This window comes from Streptomyces wedmorensis (genome assembly GCF_000716445.1).
Lineage (GTDB): Bacteria > Actinomycetota > Actinomycetes > Streptomycetales > Streptomycetaceae > Streptomyces > Streptomyces wedmorensis.
In genome coordinates this window covers 22,150-42,617 of record NZ_JNWK01000053.1, presented here as the reverse complement: position 1 = coordinate 42,617, position 20,468 = coordinate 22,150, and the positions used below count along the sequence as shown (strand labels likewise).

The window sequence follows — 20,468 nt, the reverse complement described above, 5'->3', positions numbered from 1 at the left end:
CCGGTCACAGCGGGGCACCACGGTCGCTCACCGGGCCGAAGCGCCCACCCGGCGTCGCTCAGGCGCGGCCCGTCGAGAGCCGCTCCAGCAGGGCGAGTTGTTCGGTGATGCGTGTGGCGGACCAGGTGGTGAGCCAGTGGGTGCGGTCGGGGTCGTATCGGCGGGGGACGGCCTCGATGCGCATGATGAGGGCGAGGTAGACGCGGTAGAGGGCGAGGCGGGCCTGGGCGGCGGCGTGCAGGGGGAGGTCCGGGGTGACGCTGCGGTAGCCGGCGAGGAGGTCGGCGTCGTGTTCGGCGGTGCCGAGGGGGTCGAGGCCGACGAGTTCGGCGAGGGGGTCGCCGAAGAAGGAGCGTTCGCCGTCGATGACGCCGACGAGGTCGAGGTGTCCGTGGGCGGCCGGAGCCAGGATGACGTTGCCTTCCCAGGCGTCGAAGTGCACCAGAGCCGGCCGCCGCACTTCGGCCAGTTCGGTGGCGAACCTGTCCGGGAGGGCGGCGAGTTCCGGCTCGGGGACGGGCAGGGGTACGCCGTAGCGCACGGCGTCGGCGAGGACGGCGGCGAGCATCCGGCCGAAGGCCGTGGGCCAGTCGGGGCCGCGCAGCACCGGGTCGGTGGTCTGCGGGTAGCCGAACTCGGGGCCGGTGGCCGTCGCGATCCGGGCGGCGGTCTCACCGAGGCGGCGGCGCAGAGCGGACCGCCGCGCGGGATCGATGCGGTCCCGTTCGGAGTCCCAGGTGGTGCCCTCCAGGAACTCCAGGAGCAGCCACTCCCCCTCCCGGGCGGCCCCGTGGTGCGCGGGGGTGTGGTGGTGGACGACCTTGGGGACCCGGACGCCGGCTGCCGCCGCGAGTCCGTTGAAGAGACGCTCGGTGCCGAGGAGGCCGCGCTCGTGGGTGAGGGCGGGGGCGTCCATGGCAGGGGCGCGCTTCCATGCGAGTCGGCGTCCGTCGGTGAGTTCGAGCAGCCGGGTGTCGTTGTAGAAGCCACCGGGCATGACTGTGGCCTTGACGACGGCCTCCGGCCCGATCGCCGCCGCCAGCCGGGGGTCCACCGGTACGTGCTGCTCTCCGGTGCTGCCGGTCATGCCGGTCATGCCGGGGCTCCCGTCAGGGCGGCGGCGGTCACGCGGGCGAAGGCCTCGGGGTTGTCGAACATGATGTTGTGGCCGCTGTCGGGGATGGCGGTGAGGGTCACGCCGGCGTCGGAGAGCTGCTTGCTGTCGGTCGGCGCGTCGGCCACCGGGTGGAGGTAGGTGCGGGGTACGGGCAGTTCGAGGAGGAGCTCTCGGGGGGTGGGGGTGCTGCTCCGGGCCTGGTTCTTTGCGCTGCGGTACAGGGCCTCGCGGCCGGCGAGGCGCATGGTCGACCACCAGAAGGGGCCGACGCGCTCGCGGGTGCGCTGCCAGGCGTGGGTGAGGAACTCCTCCTCGGTGAAGGTGTGGATGGCGCTGCTGCCCGGGACGGGGAGCGGTGGGGCGGGGTCCAAGGTGGCGTCCACCAGGACGAGTTGTGAGACGAGGTGCGGGTGGCGGGCGGCGAGGTGGATCGCCACGGTGCCGCCCATGCTGTGCCCGATGACTTCGGCGCCCGTCACCGAGGCGGCCGTCAGGGCGGCGGCCACCGCGTCGGCGTGGTCTTCGAGGGTGTAGGCGAAGTCGGTCGGGCGGTCACTGATGCCGAAGCCGAGGAGGTCGAGCAGCAGGGAGCGGCGGCCGGTCAGCAGGGGGTGCGCGGCGGCGGCGGACCAGTACACCGGCGAACTGGCTCCGAGGCCGTGGAGGTAGACCCGGGCCGGTCCCTCGCCGGGTATCTCCACCCAGCGGATCAGGTCGCCGTCAGGGGTCACGGGGGCATGACGCATGGCCAACTCCTCACTCTGGCATCAGGACACCCCGACAATACCTCGACCCCGAGGTATATCGGAAGCGAGACATAGCAGCGGGAATCTGAAAGCATGTCCCCATGCTCAAGCTCGCGATCCTCGGGTTCCTGTACGACCGGCCGCTCCACGGCTACGAACTGCGCCGCCACCTGGTCGCGCTCACCGGCCACATCCGCCCGATCAGCGACGGCACGCTCTATCCGGCGATCAAGCGCCTGGAAGCCGACGGCCTGCTCACGCGCGAGACCGAGCCGGGCACGGTCGCCGCACCCCGGCACACCCTGCACCTGACACCGGCCGGGCGCGCCGCACTGTTCGACTGGCTCCGCGCACCCGAGGACCTGGACATCAGCGACGAGAACCGCTGGTTCACCGTGCTCGCGTTCCTGCGCCACCTCGACGCCCCCGCCGACCAGGCGGCCGTACTCCGACGGCGACTCGCCTTCCTCAGCGAGCCCGCCAGCTTCTTCTACGAGGGCACCCGCCCGCTGCGCGCGGAGGACATCACCGACCCGTTCCGCAGCGGCGTCCTGCTCGTCGCCCGCGCGACATCGCAGGCCGAGATCACCTGGCTGCACGACACCCTCGCCCTCCTCGAGACCACCTGACCCCACAGGCGGGGGGGCGTGCCGGTTCGGCAACCTCTCCGCCGCCCGGCCCCCGAGCATCTCGACCGATGCGCGCCACCGCAGGGGGCGGGTCGGCCCTTCGGGCTGCGGCAAGTCGACGACGGGCCAGGCGGCGCTGCGGCTGCGGCTGCCCCGGGTTCCCCGTCACAGGGGAAAGGCCTTGCCCGTGAGGTCACGGGCAAGGCCTTGTCGTCTCCGTGAGGGTCAGCACTTCACCCAGTAGCCGGGGGAGGTCTCCTTGATGGTGCTGGTGGCGAGGAGCGTCCACAGGCCGAGGTTCTGGTTCGAGCCGTTGGCGTAGGCGTAGCCGCCGGTCTGGTGGGCCCGGCCGGCCTGCGTGTGGGCGTAGTTGCTGGCCGTCACGCACATCGCGGCCGCCGCGGTGGTGGCGTTGACGGGCGTGGTCCTGGCGCCGGCGGTGCCGGAGGCGTCGACGGCGGCGACCGCGTAGCCGTACGTGGTACCGGCGGTCAGGCCACTGTCGGTGTACGTGGTGGCGGTCACCGGACTGCTGTTGACCTTGGTGCCGTCACGGTAGACGTTGTACGAAGCCGCACCCGGGACGGTGCTCCAGGAGAGGGCGGCGCTGTTGTCCGTCGTGGCGGTGACGGCGAGGCCGGTCGGCGCGGGCAGGGCAGGGACTCCCGTGGTGCCGGCGCCGAGCGCCCTGGCCATGTTCATCACGGCCGTCATCTGCGGGCCGCTCTTCTGCGCGTAGTCGGCCGACTTGTAGCCCCACCAGTCCCAGCAGCCGCGCGGGTTGCCGGTCATCGTGGTGGCCTGGGGGTACAGGACGATCATGTTGTTCGTGTCGGCGTACTCGTTCAAGTAGGCCTTGTCCATCAGGGCGTTGCCGACCAGCCCGAAGTACTGGTAGCAGCCGTGGAGGGTGACCATCAGCTTGCAGGACGCGCCGCTCTGACAGGACTGCGGGACGTACGCGAAGCCCTCGTTGCCCATGCTGATCGCGCCGGGGCTGCCACCGGGCGTGTACGCGCTCTGGTCGAACTGGACCAGCCTGCCCGTCAGAGCCGAGGAACTCGCCGGTGCCACGCTGCCGAACAGATGGGTCAGCATGCCCTTCACCGGGTCTCCGCCGCAGTTGTTGACGTACGGCGAGTCCGTGGAGGAACAGGAGTTGGGGCCGATAGGGCTGACCCACGCGTGGCCCGCGGCGGACGTGTTGTCGTAGACGACGTCCGCGCCGAAGTCGCGGTAGTAGGTGGCGAGGTCGTCGTTCACCGGAGCGTCGACGGTGCCGTCGTTGGTGCCGTGGAACAGCCAGACCTTGTCCCCCGACAGGTTGCCGACCGGATCGACCTTCCCGGCCGCGGCCCGCTCCCGGGTCAACTGCTCCAGCTGCGCAGGCGTCTTGCGGGCGAGGAGGGTGTCCATGCACGCGTACAAAGCCGTGTTGAGGTTGTTCTGGGCGCACTCGTAGGCGCCCGCCGAGAAGATGCCCGCGCCCTTGAAGACGTCCGAGTAGGCGACGTGCATCTGGTTGGCCATGAACCCGCCGGACGAGAGTCCGCTCACGTACGTCGAGCTGATGTTGTACTGCTGCAGCGGGCCCTGCGTCGGCGCGGGAACCGCGGCGCTCGCGCCGCCGACCGTCGTCGCGGCCATACCGACGGCCGCCAGAGTGGCCACGAGGAGCTGTCCGATCTTCATTCGCATCTCCAGATGGGGGTGGGGATGCCGCCATCCTGGAGAGGACAGGTCCCTCCCGCCCACATGTCGTCCCACCACTTCCGGGCGTCGAAGTGTGGCGCGCGTTCCCATAGGGACGAAAACATCCGGCCTGCAACCTGTGACGGACACACGACCGCCAGGCGACGTCGTCAAGACGCCGTCGACCTGCCCACTCCTCGCCGTATGCCCCGGTTCACCCCTCCGCTACACCACTCCTCAGCGACCGGTTTCCGGACAACGCCCCGCGTCGCCGACGCTCTCCACGACCACCTGGAGGGGCGCTCTGAACGACAGCAGACCGAGCATCGGAGGCTCCGACGCCCCTTCCGCCGAGCGGACGCCGGGCAGACGTCGTGCCGCCGCCCGCAAAGCCACCGCCGCCTCCATCCGGGCCAGCGAAGCCCCGGGACAGAGATGCCGACCGGCCCCGAACGCCAGATGCCGACGGACGTTCGCCCGCCCCGGGCACATCCGCTCCGGCTCCGGAAAGACCGCGGGATCCGACCCGCTCCCCATCAGCATCAGGAGCACCTGCGCACCCGCCGGCAGCTCCACCCCACCCAACCGTGTCGCCCGCGCCGTCACCCTCCGCCACGTCGTCACCGGCGGCTCACGCCGCAGGACCTCCTCCACCCACGCCTCCGCCGTCCCCTCCTCCTCGGCGGCACGTGCCCAGATCCCCGGCTCGCCCAATGCCCTGCGCAGCACCGTCGCGATGAGCTGCCCCGTCGTGGACTGCCCCGCGATGAACACGAAGAAGCACGCGGCGACCGCCGTCTCGACGTCCAGCAGCGTCCCGTCCGGCAGCCGATGCGCCGCCAGCGCCCCGATGAACGAGTCGGCCGGCGCGGTGCCACTCCCCACGGTCGCCACGAGCCACTGGTGGAACTCCGCGACGAGCTCCGCCAGCTCCAACTGCCGATCGAGCGAAGGCCTGCCCCAGAACAGCTCCAGCGACGCGTCGCTCCACTTGATCAGCGTCGCCGGCTCGACACCACGGATCCCCAGGAGCTCCATCAACACCCGGCAGGGAAGAACCTGCGCGTACGACCCGAACAGATCACGACCTTCGCAACGCGCGCCGCTCCTCCCCGCCTCGCCGACCACCTCGTCGACCATCGCGTCGAGCGGCGTCCCGACCACCTCGTCGAGCGCCGTCCCGTCCATCTCGTCCAGCACCTCGTCGGCGATGCGATCGACCATCTGAGTGGCCGCCGCGACACGTCGCGCGTCGAAGAACCGCGCGACCACCCGGCGCAGCCCCGCGTGACTCGGACTCCCGTTGTTGGCGAGCGCCGGCGGCAGCGTGAATCCGGCGCGCACGAGGATCCGCATCACCGCGATCGGCAGCGGCGTGACCGCGTTCTGCGCGTTGTCCGGCAGGAACACGTCCGTGTCCAGCAGGACGCGGCTGATGTCCTCGTGCCGGCTGACCAACCACAACCCGGTAGCCGGGTCGTGGTGCACGGGCGCCTCTTCCCGCAGCCGGTCCAGCCACGGGTACGGGTCACGGACGAAGGGTGCGCCGAACAGGTCGAGCAACCCCAGCGGGTCGGCACCGTCGACAGCCGCCGGACCGGCCCCCGGCCCCTGACCAGGCTTTACTGCGACAATTTCGCGGGCATCCGCCGTCGGAGGAATCACCGCCGGAAGCTAACACGCACGACGCGTGGCACCGCCGCCGTGTGCGCGGCGTCACGCGGATTCCGCCGTCGGCGGAGAAGTGGTGGCGGATCACGACAACGGACGCCGGCGCGCGTGGTCGGACATCTACGAAGGCCACCTACGGACGGTTCGCCTCCGGGTCAGTCCGCGTCGACGAGCGGAGACCCGCCTCGCTGCGTCTGCGTCTGCGTCTGCGTCTGCGCGGAGGCTTCCGCGTCCGCGTCCCCGTCCGCTTTCACCTGCGCGGTCCGGGTCCGTTCGGCCCAGGCCGTCACCGGCGGTCCCGCCGCACCCACGGCCGCGAAGAACACGCCCAGGAGCAGCCAGCCCGGATGCCCGAGCGCGAGGACCACCCCGGTCAGGACGACGGGAGCGAGCGCTTGCCCCGCATCGAAACCGATGCCGAAAAGACCCTGGTACTGGCCCTGGGCATGGTCGGGCGCAAGCCCGAAGCCGAGCGCGTAACCGCCGGAGGACTCGTAGACCTCCCCGACGCTGTGAATGCACACCGCGAGGATCGCGAGTGCCGGCGCGACCCACATGGGCACGTCGGCCGTCAACGCCATCAACGGGCAGCTGACGAGGAACAGAAGTCCCGCGAGACGGAACGCCCGCCCACCCTGCCTCGTCGTTTCCACCTTGGACCCGAGCCGGCTCTGCAGCAGTACACAGACACCGCTGTTGACCGCGTAGACCGCCGCCACAGTCCACCGCGGCGCGTCGGTATGCGCGCTCAACCAGATCGGCAGCAGCAACGAGACGGTCTGATACTGCAGGCCCATGGCGCTGTAGAGCGCGACGAAAGACATGTACGGCCTGTCGGTCAGCACGGACCACTGCCGATGTTCCTTGGGCCGCGGCAGCGGCCGGTAATTCGGGACACCGAAGAACGCGATCAGCCCGGCGACGGCAAAACTGGCCGCGTTGGCGAGGATCAGCCCGGTGTAGGCCGGGCGCGTGTCGATCTGAATGGCCACCGCCGCCCCCAGGGTCCCGACGACGACCCCCAGATTGACGTAGGTCCTCAGCCGCGCCCGAAACGCCGCAGGATGCTCCCCACCCACCCGCGCGACAAGCGCCCCGCCCGCGGCACCACCCGACGTGGCCGCCAGCCGGTCCAGGGTGGCGACCAGCACGAACGCCGGCCAACTGTCGATGAAGACGAAAGCCGCCATGGTCACGGCCTGCAAGGCCAGACTCGTCAGCCACACCGTCCGCGGCCCATACCGGTCAGCCAGATTCCCCGCCGGAATCCCCGCCGCCAACCCACTGAGCCCCGCGATCGTCAGCCCCAGCCCGACCTGCGCGGCCGGCAGATGCACCACAAACGTGAAATACAGAATCGCGGCGGTATTGAACAGGCCATTACCGACCCTGCTCACAAAGCACGCAATGATCAGAGCTCTCTGCGGGCCGGCCTCAGGCCCGTTGGGCACGCGTTTCTTCGACCCCGTCATGATCATGTCGAGCATGTTAACAGTGGTCGTTTTACGGGTTCGGGGTGTGGTGCGGCGCATCCCGTAGCGGGGGGACCCGGCATGAAATGAATGTCAGGTCTCGACGGTGATGTCCGTGACTCGCGGCGGCGGGGGCGTACTCATCGGGGCAAAGACTGGATGACGCGCCACAGGCGGCGGGGCAGGGCGCCACCCCCACCCCCACCGCCTCCCCATCCACCCTGTCGCCACGCGCCGCCCACACCGACCACAAGGCGCAGGCGGCGGCCGACCCCGGCCCTCCGGCCGACCGACAATTCACTGTCAGTCCCGATCCGGCGCACGAGTACGTCCGCGCACCGCGCCTCCTCACCTGCTTCGCCTGCACTGCCTGGGCCGACGCGCCTCGTACGGAGAGAGGCAGAGCCACTCTCCGTCACAGAGACCGGAGGGACCATCCAGTAAGCCCTTCTCGGACCCGAGTTCACCGCGATCCGACTCGCGATCACGTGGCATGGGCGAGAAAATCGAGGTGAAGGGCCGATGTGTCCATACGCGAAAGACCCGTATGCGGCGTGCCAGGTCGAGCTCCGCTCCCTGCCCCCTTCGAACCAGCCCCGAGAGGAGGCACCAGTCGTGTCCGCCTACTTCAGCTGGCCGGCGAGACTCCTCGCCGTCAACACCCCGGACGCAAGATTCGTTCGCCATCGCCTGTTCGAAGCATTCCTCGACCCCGACCTTTCAAGAAAGCCCGACTGGAAGGACAGCAACTTCTGGCTGGTGCCGGGGCTCTTCGACAAGCGGCACTACTCCCTGCGGGGTGTCGTGCCCTCGGACAAGTTCTATCTCCGCCACCAGAACCGTCGGGTCAAGCTCCAGGAATTCATCCCGGGAGACACCCAGTTCGCGAAGGACGCGACGTTCGAGATCACACCCCCGCTCGCAACGGGTGAGCTGGAGACAGGTGGCCTGTCGCTTCGTTCGTACAACTTCCCCAACCTCTACCTACGCCACCGCAACTTCGAGATGTGGGTGGAGGAGTTCCAGGACAACGACGCCTACCGCAAGGACGCCACATTCAGACTGAGGAACAGCGCTCTCCAGCCCTGAGCCTCCGCCTGGAGCGGTCTACGGGATGCCGGCCACCGCCCATCGGAGGGACTGTCGGCACGGCACCCCGACGATCACACGGCCACCGTGCAAGACATCGGCGTGAGCCGCGCGTCCCGCCGGGTGGGACCCGGCGGGACGGGAACCGACGAGGAACCGGGAAGGTCCGGTCCCCCGGCCGAAAGGCCTCGGCACACACGGGAAGAAGCGGTGATCCTTTCGGTACGAGCGGAGGGATTGTGATGCTGCGGCCCGGAGAGCCCCTGGTCATTCCGACTGACGCGTATGAGGCCTTGGAGGGGCTGAGAGACGCGTACGCGCGTGTGCAGCCGACCGAAGTGACGTTCGGTGTGGGGCTGAAGCAGATCGGCCGAACGTACGTCGAAGAGGTGGCGCTGATCATCTACGTCCCGGAGAAGAGGCCGGAGGCGCAGCTGGCTCCGGAAGTGGCGATCCCGCGGACGTGGGAGGGGTATGCGACGGATGTCGTCGAGAGCAACCCCGAGCCGGTCGCGCTCGTCAACGACTCGGCTTTCTTCAACGCGCCACGCGGCGGTGTCTCCATCGGCTGGGAGGACCCCTTCCAGGTGCACATCGGAACGTTGGGGTGTGTGGCGCAGCGTCGCAGTGACGGAGCGAGGCGACTGCTGACCGCCGACCACGTGACCCCTGCTCTCGGATCCGACATGTTCCAGCCTCAGCCGGGGGCCGCCCAGTCCAAGCTCCTGGGGACCGTCGAAGCGCAAGGGACGGACTGGGACTGCGCCATCCTCGCACCGGACCCGGGCCGCGGGACCCCTGACTGCAGCGTGCTCGACATAGGCGCTCTGCCGGGGTCGTCGACCGCTCCACCCGGTGACCACGTGTGGAAGGCCGTGCGGAAGCGCGGTCGCGCGACCGGACTCACCAGCGGCGTCGTCGTCGCCCATATGAGTCCCGGGCAGGTCGGGATCGAACGCCTCCGCGTGGACACCTTCCCCTTCGGCGGGCTGTTCCTGTGGCACGGCGACTCCGGGTCCGTACTCGTCAACGCCGATGACGAGGTCATCGGGCTGATCGTGCAGGGAGACGCGATGCAGCCCAGCACCACCAGTACCAATCCGACCGCCGCCATCGGTCTGGCGCTGCCGATCGCCCCGGTCCTCAACGAGCTCTCCGTCGAGATCGGCGTGAACCCGCCCGTCATCACCGGCATCAACCCGAACACGGCGCTGGGAGTTCTGGGGAACGGCGGGAAGGCCACGATCACAGGCCGCGGCTTCGACGCGTCGACCACCGTCACCTTCAACGGCGTCGGCGCCCTCAGCGTCGTCCCCGCATCACCCCACAGTCTCGTGGTCATCCCGCCCGTCCTGGGTCTCCTGGGCACCACCGTCCCGGTCGTCGTCACGAACGCGTTCGGTGAGCAGTCCCCGCCCGGGCCGCAAGCGACGTTCACGTACTGACTGAAGGACGAGGACGAGGACGAGGACAAGGACGAGGACGAGCCGCCCAGCGCCGCCGGTCAGGCGGACAAGGGCGACACATACCCCCGATGCAGCTACCCGCCGTACTCGTACGCCTCCTCGACGGCAGGCCCCTTGGCCTCGATCTTCAGCAGCCGTGAGGCGATGGCACCTTCGTTACGGCCGAACTCCCGCGACAGCTCGGACAGCGAGGCCCCTTGGGCGCAGCGCTCGGCGAGCCGCAGCTCGTCGCCGGGCTCCCAGGGCTTGTACGCGTTGGGGTGGAGTCGCCGCTTCTCGTCCACGGTGTACGCCTTGACCACCTCGGGCTCGGCCGGAGGGCGAGGAGCCTGGACCGCGTCTGCCGGGTGCGGCGCGAGTTCGAGGGCGTACAGCTTCCAGCGAATGGACTTCTCGCTGCGCCCGAGCTCCTGGGCCAGTCGACCTGGGGTCTTGCCCGCTTGGTACCGGTCCTTGAGTTGCGCGACGGCTTCCGTGGTCCAGGCCTGGCCGTGTCGGGTGGCTTTGGCATCGGTCTGGGGGCCGTCGACGGGCGGGGCGGCCTTCTCGGCGGATACTCCGGGAACCCTAGGCGCGGAGGCGGAGGCGGAGCCGGCCGGAGCCGAGTGGGCCGCGCCGGCAAGGGCGGGGTGGAAGGGGGCAGGGGCAGGGGCAGGAGCGACAGGGGCCGCGGCGAGCAAGCGGCTGATCTCGCCCAGGTCGGACGCGTCCACCTCTCCGGCGAGCTCGCCGAGGATGACCCCGTCGGGGGTGCAGACCACGACGCTGATCGCCGTACGTCCTTCGGGCAGGAGGTCGGCGTGCAGGTTGTAGCGGCGATGCGGGCTGCCGATCTCGAGCCGGACGGTCGATGTGTCCGAGGCCCGCGCCGAAGCCGAAGCCGGCGATGCCTCAGGCGCTGCTGCGGTCGCCGCCGCCTCCGGCGATGCCGTCGGCTTCGGGAACCCAGGGCGGTAAGCGGGTGCCAGTAATTCGTGGACCTGCCAGGTCGCCAGGACGGTGTCGCCGTTGTCGAGCCGGTAGGTGGTCTGGCTGGGCTCGGCCTCGCATGCGGCGTAGAGGACCTCGACCTGCCGGCCGTCGAACACGCCAGGGTCCCGGCCCGGGGCGGTGAGGGGGAGCGTGAGGGTGCCACGTCGCGGCTGGAGGGCGTGGATGGCGGCGTCGGGGTCTCCGTACCAAGTGCCGTCGTCGGCGTCACGGAAGGCGTAGATCAGCATGGCGGGGCAACCTTTCGTACGGGTGTGGCGTCGATACATGATCGCTTGACCGGCGGTGGCGCGGCCTGCGGTTTCCACTCACTGCCCCGCCTGTTCCTCGCAGGCTGAGGAGGCGACACCATCAGACGCCGGAGCCCTTCGTCGGCCGGTCGTGGGGCTGCGTTCCTGTTCGGAGCAGTACCAGTGGCCCAGGGGTACCCGACGACGGAGGGTGGTCCTGAGGACCGCCTGTAGCCCGAGCCCGAGCCGACGAGGACGCCGCCGATGCACCGCTACCCACCGATCGCCGATCACGGTCTCGTCGGAGACCTGCAGACGTGCGCGTTGGTGTCGGCCGAGGGGGTGGTGGACTGGTTCTGCTCGCCTCGGTTCGATTCGCCCAGCGTCTTCGGGCGGCTGCTGGACCACGAGCGTGGGGGGCACTTCTCGATCACCGTGGAGACGCCGGGTGCGACGGTGCGTCAGTTGTATCTGGCGGACAGCGCGGTGCTGCTCACTCGGTTCCTCACGCCCGACGGGGTCGGCGAGGTGGCCGACTTCATGCCGCTCGCGGCGGACCCGACGGTGCCCGCCGACCGGCACACCCTGGTACGGGTGCTGCGGGTGGTCCGTGGCACGGTTCGCTTCGCGCTGGAGTGCCGGCCGCGGTTCGACTACGGCCGGGAGCCGCACGAGATGGTGCTCGATGGTGCCGTGGCCCGGTTCACGGGCACGTCGGCCGCCGCGCACCTCCAGGTGCTCGGTGCCATCCCGCTGGAGCGCGACGGCGAGGACGTCCGTGCCACGGTGGAGTTGTCGGCCGGGCAGCGGGCGGCGGCCGTGTTCACCGTGGACGTGCCCGGCGTCGACCCGCCCGTGCCGGCCGACGAAGCGAGTCTGCAGGACTCCTTCGACCACGTCCGCTCCTTCTGGCACGAATGGATCGGCCGCTGCCGGTACCGCGGCCGCTGGCAGCAGCAGGTCAACCGTTCGGCGATCACGCTGAAGCTGCTGACGTACGCGCCCTCCGGGGCGCCGGTGGCCGCCGCCACCATGGGGCTGCCCGAACAGGTCGGTGGCGAGCGCAACTGGGACTACCGCTATACGTGGGTCCGTGACGCCTCACTGTCGGTGCGCGCCATGGTCGACCTGGGCTTCACCGAGGAGGCGGACGCCTTCCGCCGCTGGCTGGGCGCCAGGCTGCGGGGCGGGCGTACGGTCAGCGGCGAGCCGCTGCAGATCATGTACCGGGTGGACGGCGACCCTCATCTGCACGAAGAGGTCCTGGACCATCTGGAGGGCTGGCGCCGGTCGGCACCGGTCCGCGCCGGCAACGGCGCAGCAGACCAGCTCCAGCTCGACATCTACGGCGAAGCCGTCTACGCCTTCGCCCAGGCCCGTGACCTGGCCCAACTGGCCGGCTACGACGGATGGCGGCGTTTCGCCGCCACCGTGGACTGGCTGTGTGAACACTGGGACCGCCCCGACGAGGGGATCTGGGAGACCCGTGGCGGCCGCCAGGACTTCACGTACAGCCGGGTCATGTGCTGGGTCGCCTTCGACCGTGCCGTCCGCATGGCCAACGGGCTCGGCCGCCCGGCCGACATCCCGCGCTGGACCGCCGCCCGCGACGCCGTACTGCACCAGGTGATGGAACGCGGCTGGTCCGACGAACGCCAGGCCTTCGTCCAGCACTACGGCAGCGAGGTCCTCGACGCCTCCCTCCTCCTGATGCCGATCACCGGATTCGTCTCCCCGCACGACCCGCGCTGGCTCTCGACCCTGGACGCGATGGACAGCGAACTCGTCTCAGACAGCCTCGTCTACCGCTACGACCCCGCCGCCTCCCCCGACGGCCTCCGCGGCTCCGAAGGCACCTTCTCCCTCTGCAGCTTCCTCTACGTCGACGCCCTCGCCCGCGCCGGCCGCCTCGACCAAGCCCGCTACGCCTTCGACAAAATGCTCACCTACGCCAACCACGTCGGCCTCTTCGCCGAGGAAATCGGCCCCACCGGCGAACAACTCGGCAACTTCCCCCAGGCCTTCACCCACCTCGCCCTGATCACGGCGGCCCTTTCGCTGGACGCGGCGCTGGACAGCTGAGAGGTGGTGAGGAGCGGGGCGCGAAACCTCGAACGGGGTCGCCACGAGCCGCGGCACGTATCCGGCTCGGTGGACCGATCGTGCTCGTCTGGGACAACGCCCCCATTCGCCTCGTCCCGCCACGGAGCCCCTGGGCACCTCGGGACAGCCGCAAGGGCGCCCGGCCTGGAACTTCAGGCCGGGCGCCCTTGTGTGGGTGCGTGCGCGTCAGGACGCGGAGGCGTTGTTCGCCCCGGGTGTGCCGGCCAGGATCGTCTCCTCCACCGCTTCGTACCGCATGCGCTGGTCGGCCGGGTCGCGTTCGTAGAGCACCGTGCCGAGCCAGCCCGCGAGGAAGCCCAGCGGGGCCGAGAGGATGCCCGACGTGGTGAACGGGAACCAGTTGAAGTCCTGGTCCGGGAAGATCGCCTGGGGCGATCCGGACACCAGGTTGCTGCCGGTCATGAGGATGAACGCGGAGGCGCTTCCCACGATGAGGGTGCAGAGCAGTCCCGTACGGGAGTAGCGGCGCCAGAAGAGGCTGTAGATGAGGGCCGGTGCGACCGCGGACGCGCCGATGCAGAACGACAGGGTGAGCAGTGCCTGAAGGTTCAGATGCCGTGCACCGGCGGCGATCGCGATCGCCACGAACCCGACGCCCGCCGCGGCGGTCCGGGCGATGGCCATCTCTACGGAGCCCTTCAGTTGCGCCTTGCGGCGCAACCCGTGCGTGATGAGGTCGTGTGCCAGGGTGTTGGCGCAGGCGAGGGTGATCCCGGCGACCGAGGCCAGCAGGGTGAGGAAGATGGCTGTCGACACGGCCGTGAACACCAGTGTCTCGACGGTCGTCTGGTCCGTGCCCATGACGGCCTGGCTGACCATGAGGAACGCTGTCTTGCCCTGCGGGTCGCCGGCGACGATCCCCTGGCGGCCGACGATCGCCGCCGCGCCGAAGCCGATGACGGCAATCAGCAGGCAGGTCACGACGACGGTCGACACGGCCCAGGACATCGAGCGCCGCACGGCTGCCGCGCTGCGCGCGGTGAACATGCGCATGGTGATCTGCGGCAGCACCGCGGCGCCGAGCACGACCGTCAACTGAGTGCTGATCATGTCGAGTTCGTTTCCGTCGAACTGCAGACCGGAGGCGAGATAGGCGTCTCCCGCCCCGCTGCCGCGCTTGGCGGCGTCCAGCAGGGAGGGCAGGCTGAAGTCGAAGCGGTTGAGGATGAGCGCGGCGATCGCGAGGGACGCGCCGAGCAGGGCGACGGTCTTGACGATCTGGATGAAGGCGGTGCCCTTCATGCCGCCGATCGCCGCGTACGCGATCATCAGCAGGCCCAGGAACACGATCGCGCCGGTCTTGAAGCCGTCGGAGTGGAAGCCGAGGACGACGGAGAGGAGATCGCCGGCGCCCGCGAGCTGGAAGACCACCAGCGGCAGCAGTGCGGTCAGGGTGACCGCGGCCGTGGTGATCCGCACGGCGGGGCCGGGGAGACGCCGGGTGAAGACGTCGCCGATCGTGAACCGGCCGGCGTTACGCAGCGGTTCGGCGAGCAGGAACATCATCAGGACCAGCGAGAGCACGGTGCTCAGGGCGAGCGTGATGCCGTCGTAGCCGACGAGCGCGATGATGCCGATGGTGCCGAGCACGGTGCCGGCGGAGATGTAGTCGCCGGCGATCGCGAGGCCGCTCTGCACGGGGGAGAGCGAACGGTAGCCGGTGTAGAAATCGCCCAGGTCGTCACGATCGGGGCCGGTCATCACGCACAGCAGCAGCGTGACGGTGATGACCGCGATGAACGCCATCAGCGACATGGTCTGGGCCTCGGAGCTGAAGCTGGTCATCCGCGCGCACCTCCGGTGGGCTGCTGCCACACGGGACGTCCGGAGCGGCCCTGGCGTTCTGGCCGGGGCGCGGCTGCCGCGGCCGCCTGCTCGGCGCGCTCGCGGATCGCCGCGGCGAGCGGGTCGACGCGGTTGCGCGCGATCCGCTCGTACAGCGCGATCGCAGCCAGCGCCACGGGCAGCTGGAGGAGCCCCAGGACCAGACCGATGGTGAGACCACCGGTGATGTTGCCGGTCATCATCGAGGGGGCGTAGCCGGACAGGAAAAGGAAGACGACGAAGTAGCCGAGCGCGGTGAAGGTGGCGACGCGGCGGAGCCTGCGGTAAGCCGACCCGAGCCGGTGCAGGTCATCACGATCGTCGGTGGCGGCGGGCGGTTGCGGGGACGTGCCCCAGGGCTGCTGCGCGGATTCCCACCCCTGCGGCGAGGAGTCCCACGCTCGCGGGGACGAGTCCCGGGCTGCCTGTGGATCGGCGCCCCAGGACGGCGATCCGCCCTCCCAGGACTGCGACGCCGCCTCTTGGCGGTGCCGCCCGGCGTTCCGGGGCTGGGGTACGGGCGGTGGGCCGGGAAAAGGCTGGTGGTACGACATCGATCTTGCTCCTTGCCGCCCCGGGGAACGGGCGGGTGGCGCTGGTGGTCCGCGTACGTTACTCATGGGTATAGCCCTTGCGTAAGGGGGTTCCCGACCGCTCGGTATGTCGGTTCGGTGACGATCCTGTGCGCGTGGCGACGAAACCGGCGGTAACCCCCGTCGTGGATCTTTCCGCAGGTCACGGGTGAGTCTCGGGCCGACGATGTGGTCGGGTGGATGCCCTCGGCCGCCCCCGGATCGGCCTGGCCTGCCGCCGATGGCGGGAACGCCTCCACCCAGGTCTCCGTCCGCCTGCGCCTTGACGGGAGACCGGATGCGAGTCGCCTGCCCGATGGCCCGGAGGGAGACCTGGACGAGCTCCAGGAGTGGCTGACGCTACTCGAACAGGAGTGACGCCAGATCTACGCCGTGTGCGGTGACCGTCGGAAGTCAGCGAGGGCTTGGAAGTCGCCCTCGCGCAGGCCGACGCGCGGGTTGACGTGGTGGAGAAGCCCTGGAGCCCGATGATGCGCGGTCACGTACACCTCGTCGAGCTCGCTCTGCTCGTCGTCCACCCAGGCGAAGGGGCGCCCGTCGGCGTACTCCAACAGCGGCGCGGTCTTCCAGTGCACCCCGTCAGGGCGATCCCGGAGCAAGGCATCGCCGAAGTCGACGTAGGGGAGTTCGGGAAGTCCCAGCACCGGGGCGATCCATCGGTTGGCGTCGTCCATCCACGTGGTGGCCCAGCACAGTTCGTAGTCGAGCCGTTGCAGGGCTCGCCCGTGCTCAGGGTTGAGCCAGACCCGTAGAGGCCGCCGCACCGAAAGCCCTACGCGTTCCACGTCGGTCCCGCCGTCCCTGGGCACCCTGATTGTGGTGTAGCCGTCGGGACGCCTCTCGGGCTGGGCCGCGTACGGATTGAGAGGTCCGTCCACATCGAGAAACAGGAGTGGTCGCTTCACGATTTCCTCCGCTCGGCATCGGCGGCGTCGGTGAGGCGGCGCAGCCGCGTGTCAGACGGACGGGGCGTCGGCCGACGATGAGACGGCGCATGGGCGGAGCACCATGAGCGAGTCTTCCGCAGCGGCCACCATGGCAAAGGGGAACCGGTCGAGTTCGAGGCAGAGGGCGACGTCGTCGGGGTGGACTCCTCGGCGTACGCCGTTGCTCAGTTCGGCGGCGGCGCGGGACTGGGCGGCGCGACGGAGGAACGCGGAGGCGTCGGCGTCCCGTTCGGTGGCCCTGTGGGCGATGTATTGAGCGCAGGCCAGGTCCTCGTCGGCACGGCCGTCCTCGCCGGTGACCACGAAGGTGACGTTGTCGCATGCCCGGGTCCGAAGGAGTCGAGCCGTGGCCTCGGCCACGACGAAGCCGGCGCACAGGACCAGTGACGCTTCTTTGACCGCGAGGGCGCCGACGGTTCCCGCTGTGGTCTTCTGGACGACGGTCCGGTCAGCGAGGTCGACGGACCGTAGCATTCCTGGGGAGTTCACAGCGTCGAACCCGGGCGCCGGTGGCCCGTCTTTCAGTGCCACCCAATCCGGGTGGCGGGCCTTGAGCGCCAGGGCATCGTCGAGAGACTCGGCGAGAACGATCTTTTCCGCCCCTTGGGCGAAGGCCCACGCCGCCACGGTGAAGGCACGCATGACGTCGACCACGACTGCCACGGACGGGGTTTCGACCAGCTCAGGGATGCCGAGGAAGCTCGCTTCCATCCGCTTCTGATCACGCATACCCGACATCAGCGCCCCACCTCCGCGAAAACGGCACGCATCGCCGTTGGCGATCCGCATTCGACTGTTACGGCTGCCCTCCGCGCCGCGAATCCTGTCCGACAGCTCGCCACGGAGGCGAATCGACCGCGCGCCGTTCGAGAGAATCCTCAGTCGAGGCAGAACTCGTTGCCCTCGACGTCCTGCATCACGATGATCGACTCGTTGATGCCGTCGGCGGGCAGCAGTTCCACGCGTACGGCGCCGAGTGCGACCAGCCGGGCGCATTCGGCCTCGAGCGTGGCGAGTCGTTCCTCCCCCACGAGGCCGGTGCCGACGCGTACGTCGAGGTGAACGCGGTTCTTGACGACCTTGCCTTCGGGAACCCGCTGGAAGTACAGCCGCGGGCCCGCGCCTGAGGGGTCGGAACATGCGGACCAGGACACCTCGTGCCCGTCCGGGCGCGTGCGATCGAATTCCTCCCAAGTGGCGAAACCCTCCGGCGGCCGTGAGACGTAACCCAGTACCTCGCTCCAGAAGCGGGCGACGCGGTCGGGTTCGGCGCAGTCGAAGGTGACTTGGACTTCCTTGATCGTTGTCATCGGGCCACCGTAGCAGCGGGCGTCGGGGACTCTCATCCGGGTTTTCCAGGAGGGAACTTGCGGGTTGAGGGTGCCTGTAGGCCTGGCCCAGGTGCCGGGCGGGGCAAGGGTGGGGCGCGCGGTGTCAGGAATCCGTCACGGCTCGGTCGGACTCGCTGCGAAGGACGCAGAACTCGTTGCCTTCGGGGTCGGCGAGGACTGCCCAGCCGGAGCCGTCAGGATTCCGGTGGTCGGTGACGAAGGTGGCGCCGAGGCCGAGGAGCCGTTCCACTTCCTGCTCACGCGATGTCTCGGGGCGCAGGCACAGGTGGATCCTGTTTTTGATCTTCTTGGGCTCGGGCACCTGGTTGAAGTGGAGCACCGGACCCTCCGCCGGCAGCACCTGAGTCTCCCGATCACCGGGTTTGTCCTCCGGGTGCAGTGGACGGCCGGTCACTTCACTCCAGAACCGGGCCAGTTCGTAGGGGTCCGCACAGTCGATCGCCACGTTCTGCACTACCGAAAACATGAGCGTGAGCCTTTCTCGTTTCCGCCCCAGACGCCGCTGGGATGCTCCTGAGCTTGCCGCACGGCGAGAACGTCACTCGGTGTCGAGCTGATGATCGGCCCAGACGTAGCTCTCCGGCAGCAGGTCGCGGATGGGGACGGCTCGGAGGCGGTCGCCCGCGCCCACGATGACGTCGAGGGACGGGAAGTAGTCGAGGAGGGCCTGACGGCACCGGCCGCACGGGGGAACCACGCCTCGGTCGTTGTCGCCCACCGCGACGATCGTCTTCAGCTCGTACGCGCCCTGGGCGGCGGCCGTGCCGATGAGGACGAGTTCGGCGCAGGGGCCACCGGTGAAGTGGTAGGCGTTCACGGCGGTGATGATCCGGCCGTCCTGAGCGCGGCCGGCGGCTGCCATGGTGTGGTTGTCGCCCCGGCAGCGGGTCCGGGCGATGTCCGCTGCGGCCTGGATGAGTTCGTGGTCGACGGGGTGGGTCTGCGTGGTCATGTCCTTCTGCCTTCGTCGTGTGTCGAGGGTGACGTTCACCTGTGCGGCGGGGACGCGCAAGCGATTATCGGCGGCCTTGGCGACGTCCGCCGTGGTCATGCGGGATGCCGTACGTCCGTGATCCAGCGGGCGGCGAGGAGGCCGGAGGCGGCTGTGAGGGTCGCGGCGGCGAGGACCGTGGCGTGGAAGCCGAAGGCGTCGGCGAGGGCACCGGCCATCAGGGCTCCGGCGGCGTAGCCGATGTCGCGCCAGAAGCGGTAGGTGCCGAGGGCGTGGGTGCGCCAGGCGGGGTGGGCGCGGTCGGAGACGGCGGCGATGAGGGCGGGGTAGACGAGGGCGGTGCCGAGGCCGAGTGCTACGGCGGAGAGGAGTCCCGCAAGGAGCGGGTGATCGAGGAGTGCGAGGGCGAGGACGAGGCCTGCGGACTGGACGAGCATGCCGGTGACGATGAGGGGTTTGCGGCCGAGGCGGTCGGCGAGGTGGCCTGTGGGGATCTGGCCGATGCCCCAGAGGATCGGGTAGAGGCCCTTGATGAGGCCGACAGCGGCCAGGCCGAGACCGTGGTCGGTGAAGAGGAGGGGGAAGACCCCCCAGGTCAGGCCGTCGTTGAGGTTGTTGACCAGGCCTGCCTGGCTGGCGCCGCGCAGCGAGCGGTCGTGCCAGGAGGTGCGGGCGAAGGCGGTCCGGAGGCCCGTCGCCTCGTGTTCGGGCAGGGGCTTGGGGTGCTCTGCCAGTTCGAGGGCGACGTGGGCGGCGGTGTCGCGGACGACGAGGGCGAGGCCAAGACCGGCGACGACGAAGACGGCGCCGATGAGTTCCGGGACCGGGCGCAGGCCGTAGGCGGTGGCGAGGTAGCCGGTGAGCAGGGCGGTCGCGCCGACGGCTGTGTAGCCGGCCGCCTCGTTGAGACCGATGGCGAGGCCCCGTCGGGCCGGACCGACGAGGTCGATCTTCATGTTGACCGTCATCGACCACGTCAGGCCCTGGTTGAGGCCGAGCAGGACGTTCGCGGCGACGATCCAGCCCCATGAGGGTGCGTACGCGAGGGCGAAGGGGACCGGGACGCCGATCAGCCAGCCCGCGACGAGCAGCCGCTTGCGGCGGAAGCAGGCGGTGAGCGCTCCGGCGGCGAGATTGGTCACGGCCTTCGTGAGGCCGAAGGCGACGATGAAGGAGAAGACTGCCAGGTCGCTGGTGAGGCCGAAGGCCTCGGAGCCGATGAGCGGCACGGTGGTGCGCTCCAGACCCACCAGCCCGCCCACGGCCACGTTGACCACGACCAGCAGGGAGAACTGGAGCCGGTTCTCCCGCAGGCCCAGTCGTACGGGGCGGTCGGAACGGCGACCGGGCGCCGTGGCCGTGGCCGAGGACTCGGTCGTGGGCGCGGCCGAGGTCGCGGTCGTGGGCGCGGCCGAGGTCGCGGGCGCGGTCGCGGGCGCGGTCGCGGGCGTAGGCGTAGGTGTAGGCGTGCTCATCGGCGGGTGTCCTTGGACCTCGAAGCGGGGTACGCGGCCGCTGGGCGGCACAGCGGTCACGCCGCGCACGACGCGGTCGGCCCGCACGGGCGGGGAAGG

General features: G+C 69.9%; 18 protein-coding genes. 4 read left to right on the top strand and 14 right to left on the bottom strand.

What is annotated here, in order from left to right; all coding sequences use genetic code 11:
• Positions 1–58 precede the first annotated feature (58 nt).
• Both OO54_RS32065 and OO54_RS32060 read right to left on the bottom strand, forming a co-directional pair.
• On the bottom strand, positions 59–1,096 hold the full coding sequence (locus OO54_RS32065) for a phosphotransferase family protein (protein WP_106970132.1): 1,038 nt from the start codon (positions 1,094–1,096) through the stop codon (positions 59–61).
• Positions 1,093–1,863 (bottom strand): alpha/beta fold hydrolase, encoded by a 771-nt coding sequence (locus OO54_RS32060; protein ID WP_033209345.1) that lies wholly within the window; start codon positions 1,861–1,863, stop codon positions 1,093–1,095. The genes OO54_RS32065 and OO54_RS32060 overlap by 4 nt, the downstream gene beginning before the upstream one ends.
• Positions 1,864–1,964: 101 nt before the next feature.
• Between OO54_RS32060 and OO54_RS32055 the strand changes: the two genes are divergently transcribed.
• Positions 1,965–2,492 carry a PadR family transcriptional regulator gene (locus tag OO54_RS32055; RefSeq protein ID WP_033209343.1) on the top strand — a complete coding sequence of 176 codons (528 nt, stop codon included), beginning with the start codon at positions 1,965–1,967 and terminating at the stop codon, positions 2,490–2,492.
• Between the two features lie 225 nt (positions 2,493–2,717).
• Here the strand turns inward: OO54_RS32055 and OO54_RS32050 are convergent, their stop codons facing one another.
• The 3 genes from OO54_RS32050 to OO54_RS32040 all read right to left on the bottom strand — a co-directional run bounded on the left by OO54_RS32050 (position 2,718) and on the right by OO54_RS32040 (position 7,342).
• A complete protein-coding gene (locus OO54_RS32050) occupies positions 2,718–4,184 on the bottom strand; it encodes an extracellular catalytic domain type 2 short-chain-length polyhydroxyalkanoate depolymerase (RefSeq protein WP_033209340.1) in 1,467 nt (488 codons plus the stop codon).
• Between the two features lie 237 nt (positions 4,185–4,421).
• Complete coding sequence (locus OO54_RS32045) at positions 4,422–5,849, bottom strand: cytochrome P450 (protein WP_234439246.1); 1,428 nt, start codon at positions 5,847–5,849, stop codon at positions 4,422–4,424.
• A 161-nt stretch (positions 5,850–6,010) separates the two neighbouring features.
• Positions 6,011–7,342, bottom strand: a complete 1,332-nt coding sequence (locus tag OO54_RS32040; protein WP_234439245.1) for an MFS transporter — start codon at positions 7,340–7,342, stop codon at positions 6,011–6,013.
• Between the two features lie 600 nt (positions 7,343–7,942).
• On the opposite strand from OO54_RS32040, the gene OO54_RS32035 reads away from it, so the two are divergent.
• Both OO54_RS32035 and OO54_RS32030 read left to right on the top strand, forming a co-directional pair.
• Entirely contained in the window at positions 7,943–8,416 is a 474-nt protein-coding gene (locus OO54_RS32035; protein WP_051787370.1) for an AbfB domain-containing protein, read from the top strand.
• A gap of 323 nt (positions 8,417–8,739) precedes the next feature.
• On the top strand, positions 8,740–9,861 hold the full coding sequence (locus OO54_RS32030) for an IPT/TIG domain-containing protein (RefSeq protein ID WP_033209337.1): 1,122 nt from the start codon (positions 8,740–8,742) through the stop codon (positions 9,859–9,861).
• Positions 9,862–9,956: 95 nt separating this feature from the next.
• On the opposite strand, the gene OO54_RS32025 is transcribed toward OO54_RS32030, so the two are convergent.
• Positions 9,957–11,102, bottom strand: coding sequence for a hypothetical protein (locus tag OO54_RS32025; RefSeq protein ID WP_033209334.1), 1,146 nt, complete (start codon positions 11,100–11,102; stop codon positions 9,957–9,959).
• A 264-nt stretch (positions 11,103–11,366) separates the two neighbouring features.
• On the opposite strand from OO54_RS32025, the gene OO54_RS32020 reads away from it, so the two are divergent.
• Positions 11,367–13,184, top strand: coding sequence for a glycoside hydrolase family 15 protein (locus tag OO54_RS32020; RefSeq protein WP_033209330.1), 1,818 nt, complete (start codon positions 11,367–11,369; stop codon positions 13,182–13,184).
• A 207-nt stretch (positions 13,185–13,391) separates the two neighbouring features.
• Here OO54_RS32020 and OO54_RS32015 read toward each other — a convergent pair whose 3' ends face one another.
• From OO54_RS32015 to OO54_RS31980, 8 genes are all read right to left on the bottom strand, one after another.
• A complete protein-coding gene (locus OO54_RS32015; protein ID WP_033209329.1) occupies positions 13,392–15,011 on the bottom strand; it encodes a sodium/solute symporter in 1,620 nt (539 codons plus the stop codon).
• Entirely contained in the window at positions 15,008–15,604 is a 597-nt protein-coding gene (locus OO54_RS46875; RefSeq protein ID WP_051787367.1) for a DUF485 domain-containing protein, read from the bottom strand. Before OO54_RS46875 ends, OO54_RS32015 begins: the two co-directional genes overlap by 4 nt.
• A 404-nt stretch (positions 15,605–16,008) precedes the next feature.
• Complete coding sequence (locus OO54_RS32005) at positions 16,009–16,548, bottom strand: hypothetical protein (protein ID WP_033209326.1); 540 nt, start codon at positions 16,546–16,548, stop codon at positions 16,009–16,011.
• Between the two features lie 51 nt (positions 16,549–16,599).
• Positions 16,600–17,301, bottom strand: a complete 702-nt coding sequence (locus tag OO54_RS32000) for a 2-phosphosulfolactate phosphatase (protein WP_033209380.1) — start codon at positions 17,299–17,301, stop codon at positions 16,600–16,602.
• Between the two features lie 167 nt (positions 17,302–17,468).
• Positions 17,469–17,900, bottom strand: coding sequence for a VOC family protein (locus OO54_RS31995; RefSeq protein WP_033209323.1), 432 nt, complete (start codon positions 17,898–17,900; stop codon positions 17,469–17,471).
• Positions 17,901–18,024: 124 nt separating this feature from the next.
• Positions 18,025–18,408, bottom strand: coding sequence for a VOC family protein (locus OO54_RS31990; RefSeq protein ID WP_033209320.1), 384 nt, complete (start codon positions 18,406–18,408; stop codon positions 18,025–18,027).
• A gap of 72 nt (positions 18,409–18,480) precedes the next feature.
• A complete protein-coding gene (locus tag OO54_RS31985; protein WP_033209377.1) occupies positions 18,481–18,894 on the bottom strand; it encodes a cytidine/deoxycytidylate deaminase family protein in 414 nt (137 codons plus the stop codon).
• Positions 18,895–18,989: 95 nt separating this feature from the next.
• Positions 18,990–20,369 carry an MFS transporter gene (locus OO54_RS31980; protein ID WP_078905448.1) on the bottom strand — a complete coding sequence of 460 codons (1,380 nt, stop codon included), beginning with the start codon at positions 20,367–20,369 and terminating at the stop codon, positions 18,990–18,992.
• Between the last annotated feature and the right edge of the window lie 99 nt (positions 20,370–20,468).

Bases quoted from the DNA above. Each gene is read 5' to 3' on its own strand.
- OO54_RS32065 (WP_106970132.1), bottom strand. From the start codon at position 1,096: ATGACCGGCATGACCGGCAGCACCGGAGAGCAGCACGTACCGGTGGAC.
- OO54_RS32060 (WP_033209345.1), bottom strand. From the start codon at position 1,863: ATGCGTCATGCCCCCGTGACCCCTGACGGCGACCTGATCCGCTGGGTG.
- OO54_RS32055 (WP_033209343.1), top strand. From the start codon at position 1,965: ATGCTCAAGCTCGCGATCCTCGGGTTCCTGTACGACCGGCCGCTCCAC.
- OO54_RS32050 (WP_033209340.1), bottom strand. From the start codon at position 4,184: ATGAAGATCGGACAGCTCCTCGTGGCCACTCTGGCGGCCGTCGGTATG.
- OO54_RS32040 (WP_234439245.1), bottom strand. From the start codon at position 7,342: ATGCTCGACATGATCATGACGGGGTCGAAGAAACGCGTGCCCAACGGG.
- OO54_RS32025 (WP_033209334.1), bottom strand. From the start codon at position 11,102: ATGCTGATCTACGCCTTCCGTGACGCCGACGACGGCACTTGGTACGGA.
- OO54_RS32020 (WP_033209330.1), top strand. From the start codon at position 11,367: ATGCACCGCTACCCACCGATCGCCGATCACGGTCTCGTCGGAGACCTG.
- OO54_RS32015 (WP_033209329.1), bottom strand. From the start codon at position 15,011: ATGACCAGCTTCAGCTCCGAGGCCCAGACCATGTCGCTGATGGCGTTC.
- OO54_RS46875 (WP_051787367.1), bottom strand. From the start codon at position 15,604: ATGTCGTACCACCAGCCTTTTCCCGGCCCACCGCCCGTACCCCAGCCC.
- OO54_RS32000 (WP_033209380.1), bottom strand. From the start codon at position 17,301: ATGGAAGCGAGCTTCCTCGGCATCCCTGAGCTGGTCGAAACCCCGTCC.
- OO54_RS31995 (WP_033209323.1), bottom strand. From the start codon at position 17,900: ATGACAACGATCAAGGAAGTCCAAGTCACCTTCGACTGCGCCGAACCC.
- OO54_RS31990 (WP_033209320.1), bottom strand. From the start codon at position 18,408: ATGTTTTCGGTAGTGCAGAACGTGGCGATCGACTGTGCGGACCCCTAC.
- OO54_RS31985 (WP_033209377.1), bottom strand. From the start codon at position 18,894: ATGACCACGCAGACCCACCCCGTCGACCACGAACTCATCCAGGCCGCA.
- OO54_RS31980 (WP_078905448.1), bottom strand. From the start codon at position 20,369: ATGAGCACGCCTACACCTACGCCTACGCCCGCGACCGCGCCCGCGACC.